Below are 16,174 nucleotides of genomic sequence, written 5' to 3' on the forward strand. Positions count from 1 at the left end.
TTCTTGCACCCTTACTACTTTTTTGGTCGGAAAACCCATACACTGTTTACTTTTCTCACTGATTCAGCAAGCCCTAACTAGGTACAGTCTTTTTGCGGGCGCGCAGACATGGCAAGCGTGGAGAGTTACAGAATTTAACCTGTTTTCAACTTTTGCCAATTGCGGCGGCAAGTAACAGTTGTAGGACGGGCAATGCCCAGACTTCCACGTCGGAGTCGGGATGGGATTTCTCGATCGCCTCGACTCTTCAATCTAAAATCTAAAATCTAAAATCTAAAATAGTAGGACTATGGCATTCGCCAAATCTTAATAGTGCGATCGGGACTGCCGCTCACAAAAGTCTTGCTATCTCTAGCAATAGCAATAGAACTCACAAACTGACTGTGACCAGAAAGAGTGCTTCTTTCTTTTCCCGTCTTCAAATCCCAAACTATAATATCTCCGCCCCCGCTGATCAAAGTGCGACTGTCCGGGCTAAAGGCGATCGTCCTCACCGGGCTCGAATGCCCTTTAAAAATGCGGGTGCGCTTCCCGTCTTGCACGTTGGACAAACGGATCTTGTCGGTGCTAGCACTAGCTACAATTTGCCCGTTCGGGCTAAAAGCCACAGCATTAACCGGGCCCCCGTGACCTGTGATAATTCTTCTGACTTCTCCGGTACCGAGATTCCACAAACGCACAGTCTTGTCCTGGCTGCCGCTAGCGAGAGTTTTACCGTCCCGGCTCAAAGCGATGGCGTTTACTCCTCCGGCGTGGCCGCTCAAAGTCCGCAACCTGCTGCCGGTTCTGACATTCCACAAGCGAACAGTTTTGTCATTGCTGCCGCTAGCGAGAGTTTTACCGTCCGCGCTAAAAGCGATCATGTTGACGGCGGCTTTGTGAGCGGCAATCGTCCGCATCCGCCGCCCGGTCTTCAAATCCCAGAGAATTACATTATTGTCGTCGCCCCCACTGGCCAAAATCGAGTTGTCCGGGCTCACCGCTAGCGTGTTGACCGATTTTTTAGAATGCACTGAATAGAGAGGCCGCACCACTCCCGTCCTCAGATTCCAAATTCTAATCGTCCCAAAGCTTGCGCTGACCAAAGTTTGACCGTCAGGCGACAGGGCGATCGCATTTACATTCCCTTTATTATCCAAACTTTTTTGCAAAAACTGACTGCTAGGTAAAGTAGAAAGCAGCCACACTGGGTTTGCCGGAAACACCCCGTAACGCAGCGAACCGTAAATTTGAGACGCGCCAATACTCACCATCAAAACAGCCGTGCCCGCCAGCAACTTCTTTTTCCAATCAAAAACGTCTTTCTCGGTCTTGTTCAATCCCGAATTCAGAGGTCTGAGGCGGTTTAAGGAACTCTGCTTCTTCGCCCCAGACGGCCCGGAAGTTGCGCGAATTTTAGTTTGCCCCGTCGTCGGCAACTGAGTCGGCAACTGACTTTCCGCGCCATCGAGATTAATTTCCTCCAAGCACTGCAAAACCATCTGCGGACTTTGAGGTCTATTTCCCGGAAAAGGCGCCATCAGATAATCGATTACATTAGCCACGGCGTCGGAAACTTGAGGCGCTCCTTTGCGCCACATTAATCTACCCGTGCGCGGGTTCTCTGGAAACGCAGTCGGCGGCTTTCCAGTCAGCAAATAAACAAAAGTGCGCCCCAGAGCAAAAAAATCTGACTGCGGAACAGCCTTGCCATTAGTTTGTTCCGGCGGCGTGTAGCCCGGGGAAACAATACCAGTCACATTTTGCCCCTGGCCCACCTTAGCGAAATAAGTCGCCGACACTTCCCGAGCAGTCCCGAAGTCAATCAGCACTAACTGCCCGTTTGGCTTGCACATAATATTGTGCGGCTTGATATCCCGATGGAAATAGTTGAGGCGGTGAACTTGGTCTAAAATTTCCGACAGTTGTTTGAGCCAGTTGACAGCTTGTTCTTGACTAATCGGGCGGCCCCGGTGTTTCAGCCAATCTTGCAAATTTGCCCCAGCAATTTTCTCCATCACCAGACAGTGAAAAGACTCTGTGCTGTGAGCTGGCGTAAATGTAAAATAACCGTCGCGATCGACTTTTGGAATACCTGGATGTCTGAGCCTGACCAATACGTCGGCTTCTTGCTTAAACAGTTCTACAGCTTTGGGATGTTCTTTGAGCAGGACTTTGAGCACTCTTCGGGCGCCGTTGTCGTCCACTTCAAATGTTCTGCCAAAGCCGCCGCCTCCGAGAGGCGCGACTAGCCGATATCGACCTTGCAACAAAAGTTCAGACCCGCAGTGGATACACACGGATTTGCCAGTGTTGGCTGGATCGGAGGGATTCGGGCATTTGGGATTGAGGCAATAACTCACAGAAGCCACATAACCCTGATTGAGGTTGCTCTATCAAGTTTTACTTTGACACTGCTATACAAAACTTGGCTAAACTTATCTAAGCTTCACCATTCAACTAGAAGTATTTTCTAGAGGGTCTGATTCCTGCTTCTGCCAAGAGAGTCGGCTCTTACTTGTCCACAGGCGTTAATTCGGGTGGAGCAGCACCCTATTTTTGCAGTCTGTACAACTATTTATTATTTGGGAAGCTTTTAGCCATTGTTTAACCATTTTTTTCAACCAATTTAACGAATCGTGGTACCCCGTTCGACCTTTTTATAGGCTGGTGAGTTTTAAATCGACCGTCGTTTACTGCTACACAAAACTTGGCTAAACTTATTTAAGCCTCGCCATTCAATCAGAATTACTCCTGAAGGGTCTGTTTCCTGCTTCACCCAAGAGAGTCGGCTCTTTCTTGTCCACAGGCGTTAATTCGGATGTAGCCCACCCTAATTGAATTAATTTTAGTTGAAGCTTTTAGCCATGAGTCATCCAGTATTTTCAACCAATTTAACGAAACGCGGGTTCCCGTTCGACCTTGTGACAGGCTGGTCAGTTTTGACTTGAACGCTCGGTTTACTCTCCCAGATCATTAAGCCTTTTTTTCGGCATTGATTTAATCATACCGCCCAGAATGTTAATCAGTCAAGTTAAGTATGACTAACTTTGGTGAACTTTTTGGCTATGCAAGTCCAACTCAATTTTCAACTTATGACGATCGTAGCACACCTAGTAAAAGACTCATGAGTACCCTTGATTTAAATCTGGCAGCGTCTCTGAAGTCAAGAGAGGTTTTAGTCTCGCTTGACTTCAGCATCCCGTGTTTTTTTATAACCGGGGGCACTGCGATCTAACGATCGGGTTGAGACCAAAGGTTTTGTTTTTTGTCATAACCGATCGAGGTCACAAATCCCTGATGAGAGCACATAATGTACAAACACACCAGAACTAATAACGAGAGAGCAGCCACATTTCAATTGTACGATCGCCACCACCACTCTCGAAGAAAGAAGTGAGAGTAGGGGAGTGGAAGAGTGAGGGAGTGAAAAAATCTGCCTTCTTCCTGATTCCCTCTTCCCTCTTCCTTCAGCAGAAGAAAGCCTTTTAAACAAGTCCCTCAATTACCGGGTGGAAGTAGAACGCCAGCGCCAAAACCGTATAAGCTGCCAACAGCAAAGTACCTTCTAGCCAGTTAGAATTGCCGTCAGAACTGATAGAATTGGCGATCAGCACCGACACCGCAACCGCTACAAGTTCAAACGGGTTGAAGTTCAAGTCCATCGGTTTGCCCAAGACAAAACCTGCCAAAACCAACACCGGGGCAACAAACAAAGCAATTTGCAAACTCGAACCCACGGCCACAGAAACCGACAAATCCATTTTATTTTTCATCGCCACCGTCACCGCCGTCGTATGTTCGGCAGCATTGCCAATAATCGGCACTAAAATCACCCCGGTAAATAGTGATGTCAGTCCCAAACGCGCTGTCGCTTCTTCGAGAGTACCCACCAACAGTTCTGACTCCACAGCTACCATCAGGGTACAGGCCAATAGCACCGAAATCCACAGTGGCAGATTGACTTTGTGGTCTGGACTGTCTGGTGCTAAGTTACTTTCGGCTAATTCTTCAAGCATTTCTATTTCTGCCACCCCTGCATCGTAGAGATAACTGTGGGTTTTCATCGAAAACAGCAGCGTCAGCACGTAGACGACAATCAGCACTACAGCAACAGCGCTAGAGAGGTTCTGCATAGTTTCGGGAGGGATGCCAATAGAGGTGGCATTAACTGCAGTTGGCACCAAAATGGCAATCACAGCTAAGTTCATCGCTGAAGCATTCAACCGGGCGACTGTCGGCTGAAAATCTTGTTCTTTGTAGCGCAAGCCGCCCAGCAGCATCGCCAATCCCATCACCAGCAGCAGGTTGCTCATAATTGAACCGGTGATGCTGGCCTTGACAACATCTATTAGTCCGGCGTTAAGGGCGACGATGCCGATAATCAGTTCCGTAGCATTTCCGAAGGTAGCGTTCAGCAAACCCCCCAAGTTGGCGCCGAGGACGACGGCGATTTCTTCAGTAGCCGTACCCATCCACGCGGCTAGGGGGATGATGGCTAAAGCCGAGGTGACGAAGATTGTGGAGGATTCCCAGCCGAGAAAGTGTCCGGCGATGGAAACCGGGATAAATAACAGCAAGCTGGAAATTATTGTATTCGTGTTTAGCATTTAGATTCTCAAAAGCTGCCAACCGTCAATCATAACCTGCCACAACGTTTAACAAAGGGGGAGGCTTCGATATGATGTTGGCTTCAAGCTGGGGGTGGGCGATCCTCTGCGAGGGCAACGCTTACGCGCGATCGCTGCATTGCCGCTTTGACCGATGTGACAAACTAAGAAAGCGATTTGTTTAGCCGATCCGTTCAATGGATTTTTGTATTCGATTAGCTTCTTTAGAAGACATTCCTAAGCTGACAACTTTAATTCCTGATTCTGCTAGAGCTTTGCAAGTAGGCTACTATACTTCAGAGCAGATTGAAGGCGCACTGGGCACAGTCTTTGGGGTTGACAGTCAACTGATTCAAGACCAAACATACTTTGTTGCTGAGAACAATAACCAAACTATTGTTGGTTGCGGTGGTTGGAGTAAGCGTAAAACGCTTTATGGAGGTGATTCAGGCAAAAATAATCCAGAAGAGGGCCTGCTCAACCCAGATAGCGACTCGGCAAAGATTCGTGCATTCTTTATTCATGCAGCATGGGCACGTCGAGGAATTGGAAGTGAGATTATGCGAGTATGTGAACTGGCTGCTGAGCGTGCTGGATTTAAGGAAGTTGAGATGATTGCGACGCTGGCGGGAGAGCCATTTTACACAAAATTTGGCTATCGGGCGATCGAGCGGTTTGAAATTCCTCTCCCAAACAGTCAGTTCCTCCCCGTTGTCCGTATGTTTAAGAGCTTTAGGCGCAGCCCGTAAAAAATGAGGCATAATAAAATCACTTTCGGTTAAATGCGATCGTAAATCAATGAGATGACAAAAAAAGCAAATAATTATCAGCGATGTCAAGAAAACTAGATTTTTTCAAAGTAGAAGTCGTCCCGCACGATCCAAATTGGCGCTGCGCTTTTGAAACTGAGTCGAAACTGATGGCCCTTGCACTTACCGAAAATGTGGTTGCGATACATCACATTGGTAGCACAGCCATTCCACAAATTCATGCAAAGCCGATTATTGATGTGTTAGTTGAGGTTAAAGATATTACGAAAGTCGATACACAGACTTCAGCAATGGAGGCTTTAGGCTATGAAGCAATGGGTGAGCTTGGGATATCGGGTCGTCGTTTGTTTCGCAAGGGTAATGAAGCAGGGATTAGAACACACCACATTCACACATTTGAAGTGGCTTCACCGCAAATAGAGCGCCACTTAGCGTTTCGAGATTATATGATTTACCATCCTGAAAACGCGCAGCAATACAGCGAACTCAAACGAGAACTCGCAAACAAATACCATGATAATATTCAGGGGTACATGGACGGAAAAGATGGGTTCATTAAAGCAATGGATCTGAAAGCGGCAAAGTGGCGATCATCTAATTAAAATTATGATATTGGAAGGGGCAATTATTGATATTAAGCCTAATATGACTGGAGCAACATAACATATGATTGATATCGGTCTCACACACATCGCACTGCCCGTTTCCGATGTCGATAGCAGTATTGAATTCTACTCCAAGTATGCTGGAATGCAGGTCGTTCACCGCCGCATTGATGCCAAAGCAGGTGTTGCTGTGGTCTGGCTTTCTGACCGCACTCGCCCTTTTGTAATTGTGCTAATTCAGACAGACTGGGTACATCCCGTTCTGTCTCCCTTTGCACACCTCGGAGTAGGTTGCAAAAGCCGCGAATATGAGGACGACGGCGATTTCTTCGGTGGCCGTGCCCATCCAGGCGGCTAGGGGGACGATGGCTAAAGCCGAGGTGATGAAGATTGTGGAGGATTCCCAGCCGAGAAAGTGTCCGGCGATGGAAACCGGGATAAATAACAGCAGACTGGAAATTATTGTATTTGTGTTTAGCATTTAAATTCTCAAAAGCTGCCAACCGTCAATCATAGCCTGCGGGAAAATCAAAAAAAGGGGGAGGGAAAGACTAGCTGTTCAACAACAAGCCATAACAGAAGTCAGAACACGGATTTTGACTTCGACGCCAAACTCGGATAACGAGCGTAGTATATTCGAGTTTGGCGTCGAAAGGATACACGGATTAATTATCGAATTGAGAAGACAGAATGGCACTTTACAACACAATTGGAAAAACCTACGCCCAAACGAGAAGAAGCGATCCGCGCATTGCTGCCAAACTGCTAGAGATTCTGGGATGTTCTCCGGCTTCTAGCATTGCAGATATCGGTGCTGGCACAGGTTCTTACTCGCTTGTGCTAGCGGAACACGGGTATCATGTTTTTGCTGTTGAGCCGTCAGCTATGATGCGGAGTCAGGCGATCGCTCATCCTGCAATCGAGTGGATTGATGCGTATGCTGAAAATTTGCCTTTACACGATCGAGCAGCAGATGCAGCCATTATCATGCTTGCTTTTCACCATTTTCAAGATTATCGGCAAGCTTGGCGCGAAGTTCATAGGGTTGTAGGTAGCGGACAGATTGTTATTTTCACCTACGATCCAGAAATGATTTCTGGTTTTTGGTTAACTAATTACTTTCCCTCATTGATCGGAGACGTTGAATCTACAGTTTTACCAATTTCACAGTTAACGAATGAGATTCAGGCTGTTACAGATCGCGTAGTTAACGTAATTCCTTTTGCGTTACCGCATGACTTGTTAGATTCATTTGCTGCTGTTGGTTGGGCAAGACCAGAGCTTTACCTCGATCTCGGCATTCGCAATAATATTTCTTCATTTGCCAAGATTGATACTGATGAAATCGATGACGGTTTATTACGCTTGCGGGAAGATTTAGACAGGGGTGTGTGGGATCGAGAGTACGGACAGCTACGCCAGCAAAAACACTACGACGTGGGTTATCGTTTTATTTATAGCACAGTCGCATAACCAACCCTATGCACCCGCTCTCCAAAAGTTACCTGTTGAGCCTTCGAGGTTACTTGCCACCGATGGAGAGGAACGTTATACCTCAGTCCTTTTGGGGAAGCTTATTTGGGAAAATTGCTGGTAAGGTGTGATCGTTTGAAGCTAAAAAAACTTGTTGAAAAGCTTGTAAATAATCGTGTTAACAGCAAAACTGTCGCTCTCAATCGCGGGATAAAACCTAATTATTATGCCAAATAATGATATTGGACTCACTCACATCGCGCTTCCAGTTGCCGATGTCGATCGCAGTATTGAATTCTACTCCAAGTATGCTGGAATGCAGGTCGTTCACCGCCGCATCGATGCAGAAGCAGGTGTTGCTGTGGCCTGGCTTTCTGACCGCACTCGCCCTTTTGTAATTGTGCTAATTCAAACAAACTCCGTACATCCCGTTCTGTCTCCCTTGGCACACCTGGGAGTTGGCTGCAAAAGCCGCGAATACATGGACGAACTCTGCGACAAAGCACGTCAAGAAGGCGTATTGCTTGAAGAACCGAAAGATTCTGGATATCCGATCGGCTACTGGGCTTTTTTGCGAGACCCGGACGGTCACACGCTGGAACTATCCTACGGGCAAGAAATCGGATTTACAGTGGAGAAAGCTACTTGATGAAGAGCTGCGGCAGTGCTTTATCTCTTAGGATGGAAATTAAGCGGGGAAATACATTAAAAAGCAATTGGGAATGGCAATGATGCAAGTTGTAATTGTGGGATCGGGGCCAACTGGTGCGGCACTTGCCTTACTGCTGGTGAAACGAGGTATTCCTGTTACCTTGGTTGAGGCGGCAAAAGATGCCTACCGAGTGTTTCGCGGTGAAGGGTTAATGCCCAGCGGATTGGATGCGATCGCCCAAATGGGCTTATCCACTATGCTAGAAGGTGTTCCACACCGACAAATTGATGCCTGGGAGTTCGTTGTGGGCGATCGGCAACTATTTCGAGTTGATGAGCCAATGGGGTCAAATCGACCTTGTACGCTGGTATCGCAACCGCCTTTGCTAGAAACACTAATTTCAGAAGCTCAGTTGCATCCAGAGTTTGAATTTATCTCAGGTGTTCCCGTAAAAGATTTACTGTACAGCAACGATCGCATTGCCGGTGTAAAGCTAGGAGATGGGCGAGAGATTCCTGCTGTACTTGTGATTGGTACAGATGGTAGAAACTCGGTTGTACGACAACGTGCAGAATTAGAGTTAGTAAAACAGCAGAATAGTATAGATGTTCTGTGGTTTAAACTGGCCGCTCATCCTCGGTTTGTGGCGGATAATGTATTTTATTCAATCCTGAATGGCGGTAGCGGATTTAGTGTGTTTCATGGGGCAGAATCAGGAAAACTTCATCTGGCTTGGGTGCTATCTGCCGATGACAAAACCGATCGGAAACACACAGACTGGGCAGAAACTTTCGCATCGCTATCTCCTGCGTGGATGGCAGAACATTTCCGCAACTGTGCCGATACGATCGAATCTCCGATGCGATTATCTGTTGTGGTTGGTCGCTGTCCGCGCTGGCATCGATCGGGAATCATACTTTTGGGGGATGCTGCACATCCCATGTCTCCGGTTCGCGCTCAAGGAATTAACATGGCTTTGCGCGATGTAATTGTTGCCGCCAATCACCTTGTACCTTTATTGAAAGCAGGGGCTAATTGCGAGGATATTGACTTAGGATTATCGCGGATTCAGGCAGAACGCGAACCCGAAATTATTCGCGCCCAACAACTTCAAGCACAAGAAGCGTGGAAAGGCGAACAACTGCGAAAAAATGGATTATTGCGTTTGTTGATGATGCAAGCTGCTCCGTTTTTGGGTGGAAAAATTAAACAATTTTGGGTGAAAGGACAGTATGAATTGCGGCAAGGAGTAACAGAGGTAAAATTGGTGGTGTGAAAAGAGGAAAGTCACAATTAGGAGAAGATTTTATGCGATCGACAACTATCAAAGGACCGATCGGCACTATTCACATCATCGAAGCCAGCCCCCCTGTCACCGCTGGGGAGTCGGAACTGCTGCCGGTGATGTTCGTGCACGGTATGGCGGTGTCGGCGAACATCTGGGAGGCGCAGCTTGCCCGTGTCGCCCGTACCCGACGCGCGATCGCCCTTGATATGCGGGGACACGGCGATTCTGCACCGCCGGAGGACGGCAACTATGCGCCCGCCTCCTGTGCAGCGGATGTTTTGGCGGTACTGGATGGGCTGGGACTCGATCGAGTGGCGATCGTCGGGCACAGTTTGGGTGCTTGTATTGCCCTCGCCACAGCAGCCAGCGCACCGCACCGCATCGCGCAGTTGATCCTGGCAGATCCACCTGGAGATTTTACCAAGGTGTCTGCAGATGTGCGCGAGGAACGCATCGTTCCCTTCCAGAGGGTTCTGGAGACGGAGGATTGGCGGGCTGCTGTGGAAACCAGCTTCAATGAGGCGCTGACAGGAAGCACGGCCCAAACGCGCGATCGGATTCTCGCTTGGTTGGCGGCGACTCCACAGGATTGTCTGTGTGGAATGTATCGCGCGATGTTTGCCTTTGACGCTGTTGATGCTCTCGATCGCTACCTAGCAGCCCCTGGAACACGGGCCCACGCAATTATTGCTCCCTCAAACACTTTTCCGTTCAGCCTCCACATCCTCCGTCCCACACTTACCGCAACTACGATCGCCGATACCGGACACTGGCTGATGCTGGATGCGCCAGAGACTTTTGCTAGGGAACTTGATATTTGTTTGGAAGGTGTTTAATATAGATTTCGACAAAATCTGTTAGTCTTACCGCAATTCATCGAGAGTTAAGTTGTGGGGGTTTTTGAGGATGAAGGCATTGTTGTCTTTGATTAAGTCACCGCTACAGAGAATCGGTAAGCGTTCTTGATAAGCTTTAATCGCCAGGATATAATCTTTGTCTGCAAGTGAAGTTTGAATTTTCCGCAATTTGTCAGCAATGACGCCTATTAAGGTTATTTCGCCACTTAATTTGTCGGTGTTGGGGGTGTAAATTTGCATGACAATTCCCTGGAAGGTCATATTGGGGAGTGAGGTGATCAAGTCTGCTAATATTTCAATTTGAGAGCGATTTTCGACAATTTCTAGGGTTTCCATGACTTCGTACATCCGCAGAGCAAAACCGCTGAATTCTGGTTTGAGAGCTAAGAAAATTTCGTACTCTTCGCCTGCTTCATTCTTGCGAGTCCAGATGGATGATTTGTCACTGTCTCGGCTTTGTTCGTGCCATCCGTGCTTTTGTAAATAAGCAGCGACTTGAGGCGGTTCTAAGGTTTTGAGAATATCGGGGTCGCGGACTGTTACTATCATAGGAGTTCTCCTGATTCAATGCGCTGCATGAGAGTTTTTAAAGCGTCTGTGTTGAAAATGTTTTGTATGAGTATTTGAACAGTGACAGTGTTTTGATTTTGGGTGGGCGGTAGCCCTCGCAATGATGCCCAGTAGCCACAATAGCGCAGGGAGAGTTCTTGTTGAGATTGGCGCAACCAATCCTCTTGGCTTTCGGGTACTAAAACGATAATCAGAATGCGGGGGACGAAAGGGTTTTCTAGCCTTAATTCTTCATAGTTTTTAACTTCTAGGGGATATCGGATAATTTCATTATCTAGTAATTTTCTGGAGGTGCATTTTATTTGGACATCTAGGCGAGGGCGGCGCGTTGATTGTGATGGTCCCAAACCTGTAATAATTACGTCAACTCCTTCTGCATCTAAGGGACGCGGGGCTATTTGGAATGAGTAGCTTGCCGCGGCTGTTACCGCATAGACATAAGCATAGCTAAATTCCTCTTTTTGGGTGTTCAGAACCACGCTTATTTTAACCTCGATAATTTTAAACAGGTCTTTACCAAATAGCTAATCATTCATTATCTTCTTCATTGATTACTGATGTATTGTCTGGCATACGCCCTGGACGAGAAACTATAACTACGTCAAAAATACCCTTCAAATTTTTGAGTCCACTCTTTAATAAGTCGTGTTCTTCTGTCCTGCGAGAGTCATCCCAGATAAAAGCAATTATTTGTTCGTGGGGGGAGCCTTGAGCTAGGTATAAAGACGTATCTGCGGCAATTTCTTCAATAATTTTTTGGGGCTTGTCTTTGCGATACCAGAACTTGATTTCAATAACCAATTTAAGCGAGGGAATTTCTAGGTCTACTCTTGGTTTTTTCGGCCCTACCGATCTAGTATATTCTTCTTCTCGGATATCGGCGAACACGGCAGCTAATAAAAAATATAGCAAATTTTGCACGTGATATTCATTTTCTATGTACCATTGCCGAGGTGTACCGCCTTTTGTGCGTGGCTTTTCTTCCCATGTCCAACGTCGAAGCCCCGCTGGAACTTGTGTTAATAATTTGCTAACATCTTCCAAGCTAAAGGAGCCTAAAGCAGATTGAGAAGAAATGAGCCACCCTTTTTCGTAATTTTCTTTAACTGCCTTCAACTTTGACAGATGAGTCTCTAAATTCGTTTTAAGATTCGAGCCCGATGATACTTCAATTAATGAGGTTCGCTGACTGCTAGTTAATGGGATAACTTGCTCTAGAAGTAACTTGTAGTTAGTCTGCCACTTTTCCCAATCATAATTTCCATCCAAGACATATCTGTCAGGCCCTTGTATAGGTGAATCATCGAAACTGATGACAAATATGCCAGGTGGTTGATCGAAACTGGGAGATCTGGGTTGAGAAAATTCTCCAGGTATGACTTTTATTGCTTTGTACATGGCCTCTCCCTCAGCTATAAGTTCATTAAACTGAGCAAGGTATCTCTTAAAATTGTTTGAAGTTAACATAATTAGGTTTCTGCTTCCATTAATTAATTTCTTGATTTAAGGGAAATCCCACACTCAACTCTAGCAAAAAATCGCGGATGCGATCGATTCAAGCTTTCTCTAATTCTCGCTATTGCGCTTCTCGGCCTAAAAAGTACGGCCCGCACTTGATATTGCACAATACGTGCCTTAAGTTCTCGCAAAAAATCATGATAATCTTCAGCAATTGACGAACTATCCGCCAGAACCCACCCTCTGCCGATTTTCCCGAATCATCGCGTCTAACTTGGCACTCTCGGCAAATTGCCTCTCCAACTTCGCCGTCAAATGCAGCATCTTCTCGTCCAAACCCTCCTCCTCCTCCTCCGCCTCCGCCCCCACATACCTCTCAGGAGTTAAAACATAACACTTACCGTTTTGCTTTTTTGTTGCCTTTTGCCTCCGCACCAGTGTTACAACTCTTCTGGAAACTACATTTGCAGCCAATCTGCCCCGCCCGAACCCAACTGGTCTAACTTCTCCAGAAATTAGATAAAAAGCACCTAAAGTATGATGCGAAACTCGGGCAAAACTCTTATTCTATAAATCGATCGGGCATTAAACCGATATCCACAACCGCCAAGATTTAGTGCCAAAAATTAAATCTTTCCGGCGAAAACTTGCTATTTACTGAATAAGACTTTAAAATCCAGCTATGTAAATCAAACTCTCAATGAGCAGCCCTGCAAGCACAAACCCGAAAGGGGTCGCAAGTGCGAAAAAGCAGCAAAAGCTACCTTTTTTAAGTCTTTCAACAGCAAAGCATTGGCAGAAAAACCCAGGGATCGACGGTTGGCATCTTGGAACGAATGCTTTGCTCGCAATACTACAAATGTATCAAAACTTGTCAGCCAAATTTAGTCCTAACAGATGCCTAGCTGTAACTCTTGCTGCGTAAGGTTTCAGTTTCTAATTAGGCTGGTTTTATTGTCTTTAACTACTTGAGTGAGGATTTGCTCGCATGGTTTCGATTTCTACAACTCAATCCGATCGGCTACCTTTGTCTTCGCCAACCGTAACGGCTGCAACCCAAAGCACCGTGGCTGCAGCAACTGGGGTCTGCGTGACGGTTCACGGTCACTTTTACCAGCCACCCCGGGAAAATCCTTACCTGGACGCGATCGAACGCCAAGCCAGCGCCTCTCCCGCCCACGACTGGAACGAACGCATTGACATCGAGTGCTACCGCCCGAACGCCTTTGCCCGCATACTCAACGATCGCGGCGAAGTCACGGGGATCGTCAACAACTACGAGTATATGAGCTTCAACATCGGGCCGACCCTGATGAGCTGGCTCGAACGCTACGACGCGGAAGTCTACCAGCGGATTCTGGAGGCCGATCGCAAAAGCTGTCAGCGCCTCAACGGTCACGGCAACGCGATCGCCCAAGTCTACAATCACATCATCATGCCGCTGGCTAACGAGCGAGACAAATACACCCAAATTAGGTGGGGGATCGCAGATTTTCGCTCCCGGTTCGGTCGCGATCCCGAAGGAATGTGGCTCGCCGAAACCGCCGTAGACTACGCCACCCTCGAAGTTTTAGTCGCTGAAGGCATCCGCTTCATTGTCTTAGCCCCCTCCCAAGCCGAACGCTGCCGCCCGCTAATCGGGCAAAACCACGGAGGAGAACCAGCCGAAAATTCCGAATGGCACGAAGTCGGCGGCGGTCAAATCGATCCGACTCGCCCGTACCGCTGCTATTTGAAACCAGAAATGCGGTTAATGGCTGACCAACTCTCGCCGCTGAGCACTCACTATTTTGGCCGCCAGCACTCCCAAAATTCTGCAGCCGCACCTGCCAACACTCCCTACATTGATATCTTTTTCTACGACGGCCCGATCTCGCGGGATATGGGCTTCAATGACGTTCTCAGCAGCAGCCACCACTTGGCAGGGCGGTTGGGTCAAGCAGTACGGGGAGACCACCGACCGGCTCAATTAATCTGCGTGGCGACGGACGGCGAAACTTTCGGCCACCACAAAAACAGTACCGAAAAATGCCTCGCTTACGCCTTCACAGAAGAGTTTCCCCGCCGAGGCTGGACGGTGACGAATTTTGCTCATTATTTAAGTCAAAATCCGAGCGCTTGGGAAGTGGAACTCAAACCCGTGACGGCCTGGAGTTGCTCTCACGGGGTCGATCGCTGGCAAGATGATTGCGGCTGCGGTGGTGGTGGCGGATGGCACCTCAAATGGCGTCGCCCTCTGCGGGATACTCTCAATTGGCTGCGCGATCGGCTGATTCCGATTTACGAAGAAGCAGGGCGCAAGCTGTTGTGCGATCCCTGGAAAGCCAGAGATGAATATATTGAGGTTATCCGCGATCGATCGCCCGCTAACGTTGACAGTTTCCTCCAACGCCATCAAGTGCGCGAACTCGATGCCTCCGAACAGGTGGACGCCCTGCGACTGCTGGAAATGCAGCGCCACACCCTATTAATGTTCACTAGCTGCGGCTGGTTTTTTGAAGAAATCTCGCGGCCAGAAGGCGTGCAAATTCTGCGCTACGCGGCCCGGGCGCTGGAATTGGCGGGCGAAGTTACCGGCGTGCAGCTAGAAAAGGATTTTGTCGATCGACTAGCCCTCGTACCCAGCAACGTTGACTGTTTTAAAACAGGGGCAGAAGTTTACCGCCAACTGGTGGTGACAGCCCAAATTAGTCTCAAACAAGTGGCCGCCCACTACGCGATCAGTTCTCTGTTTGCCAAATTTCCCCGCGAAGAGCGAGTTTACTGCTATCAGGCCCTGCAGCAAGATTTCCAAATTCAGCGCATGGGCTCGATGACTCTGGCTGTGGGCCAATTGCAGTTAACCTCGGAAATTACGCGGGAAACAGAGATTTTTGTGTTTGCTGCGCTGCACCTCGGCGGCTGGGACTTCCACTGCTGCATTCAGCCTTTTGGCAGCCGCCGGTCTTACACTATGCTCAAAGAGCGGTTGTTTGGAGTTATGCAAGAAGCTTCGGCGTCCCACGCGATTCTGGAAATGGTGCGGCTGTTTGGGGATCAGTCCTTTAGCTTGCGGGATTTATTTGCTGAGGAACGCCACCGGATCGTGCAGTTGCTGAGTCAGGAAAACTTGACTCGGTTGGATCAGCTTTACACTCAGGTTTACCGCGAAAATTACGGGGTGATGATGGCGTTCCACCGCGACGAGTTGCAGGTGCCGGTAGAGTTGCAGGTGGCTGCTGAGGTGGCTTTGGGACACCGCTGTTTGACGGCGGCCAAGGCCCTGGAAGTGGAAACGGAGGATGTGGAACCGCTGCTGGCCGAAATTGAGGCGATCGCCACTGAAGCCGGCCATCTCCGCTGTCGGTTGAACGTTCCTGAAGTCAAGGAAATTTTGGAAAAGATGGTTTGGCGATCGCTTGACGCGCTGCTGCAACCAGGATCGGGCATGGAGGATCGCTCGCCTGTCACCTTAGAAGCTGATATCCGCACGATCGAGCGTTTGATTGCGGTGGGCGATCGGCTGAGTCTGGGTTTGTGTCTGGATCGATCGCAGGAACTGTATTTCGATTCTCTGTACAGTCAAATTGTGCCTCTGTGTTTGGGCTGGCTGCAACTGCAAGATGCCTCGGCGGGCGACAGTGTGGCCGCTGCCGTTGCCTTGGGGATTGCAGGTTCCGGCGCCGGCTGGGACTTGTCTTCGATCCGGCAGTTGCTGGAGTTGGGTCAAACCTTGGCCGTTGATGTTGAGTGTTGGTTAAATCAGTTAAGTAAATAGTTTCCCGATTAGCCGGCATCTATTCCCGCCCTTGAGAATCCGCCCGATCGAGCTTTAAAGGCCGATCGGGCCTGCGGGTTCAACCGAGAATGGATCGACATTTCGGCTGAGGTGGCTCGTGGCTGGGGATCGAAGCACCGACAGGGAACCGCCAA

General features: G+C 48.3%; 14 protein-coding genes and 1 pseudogene. 8 read left to right on the forward strand and 7 right to left on the reverse strand.

The features are described 5' to 3' along the window. Window positions 1-287: 287 nt before the first annotated feature. Together QUB77_RS28465 and cax are read right to left on the reverse strand one after the other, a co-directional pair. A complete protein-coding gene (locus QUB77_RS28465) occupies window positions 288-2,351 on the reverse strand; it encodes a serine/threonine-protein kinase (protein ID WP_333323618.1) in 2,064 nt (687 codons plus the stop codon). A gap of 1,116 nt (window positions 2,352-3,467) precedes the next feature. Beyond that, window positions 3,468-4,589: a calcium/proton exchanger gene (gene cax, locus QUB77_RS28470; protein ID WP_333180036.1), complete on the reverse strand. Its 1,122-nt coding sequence runs from the start codon at window positions 4,587-4,589 to the stop codon at window positions 3,468-3,470. A gap of 197 nt (window positions 4,590-4,786) precedes the next feature. On the opposite strand from cax, the gene QUB77_RS28475 reads away from it, so the two are divergent. The 3 genes from QUB77_RS28475 (at window position 4,787) to QUB77_RS28485 (ending at window position 6,322) form a co-directional block, all read left to right on the forward strand. Continuing rightward, window positions 4,787-5,338: a GNAT family N-acetyltransferase gene (locus QUB77_RS28475; RefSeq protein WP_333180039.1), complete on the forward strand. Its 552-nt coding sequence runs from the start codon at window positions 4,787-4,789 to the stop codon at window positions 5,336-5,338. Window positions 5,339-5,421: 83 nt separating this feature from the next. Beyond that, window positions 5,422-5,961, forward strand: coding sequence for a GrpB family protein (locus tag QUB77_RS28480; protein WP_333180041.1), 540 nt, complete (start codon window positions 5,422-5,424; stop codon window positions 5,959-5,961). A 64-nt stretch (window positions 5,962-6,025) separates the two neighbouring features. Next, complete coding sequence (locus QUB77_RS28485) at window positions 6,026-6,322, forward strand: VOC family protein (RefSeq protein WP_333180044.1); 297 nt, start codon at window positions 6,026-6,028, stop codon at window positions 6,320-6,322. Here the strand turns inward: QUB77_RS28485 and QUB77_RS28490 are convergent. Then, a pseudogene (locus QUB77_RS28490) lies at window positions 6,275-6,445 on the reverse strand (calcium/proton exchanger); the annotation flags it as partial. The gene QUB77_RS28485 and the pseudogene QUB77_RS28490 sit on opposite strands and share 48 nt — an antisense overlap. Window positions 6,446-6,654: 209 nt before the next feature. Between QUB77_RS28490 and QUB77_RS28495 the strand changes: the two are divergent. From QUB77_RS28495 to QUB77_RS28510, 4 genes are all read left to right on the forward strand, one after another. Beyond that, complete coding sequence (locus tag QUB77_RS28495) at window positions 6,655-7,437, forward strand: class I SAM-dependent methyltransferase (RefSeq protein WP_333180046.1); 783 nt, start codon at window positions 6,655-6,657, stop codon at window positions 7,435-7,437. 226 nt (window positions 7,438-7,663) lie between these two features. After that, a complete protein-coding gene (locus tag QUB77_RS28500) occupies window positions 7,664-8,086 on the forward strand; it encodes a VOC family protein (protein WP_333180047.1) in 423 nt (140 codons plus the stop codon). 79 nt (window positions 8,087-8,165) lie between these two features. Further along, the gene (locus QUB77_RS28505) at window positions 8,166-9,365 is read left to right on the forward strand and encodes an FAD-dependent monooxygenase (protein WP_333180050.1); all 1,200 of its coding nucleotides are present in this window, start codon (window positions 8,166-8,168) and stop codon (window positions 9,363-9,365) included. Between the two features lie 32 nt (window positions 9,366-9,397). Beyond that, entirely contained in the window at window positions 9,398-10,213 is an 816-nt protein-coding gene (locus QUB77_RS28510; protein ID WP_333180053.1) for an alpha/beta hydrolase, read from the forward strand. A gap of 27 nt (window positions 10,214-10,240) precedes the next feature. On the opposite strand, the gene QUB77_RS28515 is transcribed toward QUB77_RS28510, so the two are convergent. The 4 genes from QUB77_RS28515 to QUB77_RS28530 all read right to left on the reverse strand — a co-directional run bounded on the left by QUB77_RS28515 (window position 10,241) and on the right by QUB77_RS28530 (window position 12,736). Beyond that, on the reverse strand, window positions 10,241-10,783 hold the full coding sequence (locus tag QUB77_RS28515) for a hypothetical protein (RefSeq protein WP_333180055.1): 543 nt from the start codon (window positions 10,781-10,783) through the stop codon (window positions 10,241-10,243). After that, complete coding sequence (locus QUB77_RS28520) at window positions 10,780-11,283, reverse strand: DUF4365 domain-containing protein (RefSeq protein WP_333180057.1); 504 nt, start codon at window positions 11,281-11,283, stop codon at window positions 10,780-10,782. The genes QUB77_RS28515 and QUB77_RS28520 overlap by 4 nt, the downstream gene beginning before the upstream one ends. A 49-nt stretch (window positions 11,284-11,332) precedes the next feature. After that, complete coding sequence (locus QUB77_RS28525; RefSeq protein WP_333180060.1) at window positions 11,333-12,271, reverse strand: PD-(D/E)XK nuclease domain-containing protein; 939 nt, start codon at window positions 12,269-12,271, stop codon at window positions 11,333-11,335. Between the two features lie 213 nt (window positions 12,272-12,484). Then, window positions 12,485-12,736, reverse strand: coding sequence for a hypothetical protein (locus QUB77_RS28530; RefSeq protein WP_333180063.1), 252 nt, complete (start codon window positions 12,734-12,736; stop codon window positions 12,485-12,487). A 514-nt stretch (window positions 12,737-13,250) separates the two neighbouring features. Between QUB77_RS28530 and QUB77_RS28535 the strand changes: the two genes are divergently transcribed. Beyond that, window positions 13,251-16,019, forward strand: a complete 2,769-nt coding sequence (locus QUB77_RS28535; protein ID WP_333180066.1) for a DUF3536 domain-containing protein — start codon at window positions 13,251-13,253, stop codon at window positions 16,017-16,019. The last annotated feature ends 155 nt before the right edge of the window (window positions 16,020-16,174 follow it).

The sequence above is a fragment of the Microcoleus sp. AT9b-C3 genome, from assembly GCF_036705485.1.
Lineage (GTDB): Bacteria > Cyanobacteriota > Cyanobacteriia > Cyanobacteriales > Microcoleaceae > Microcoleus.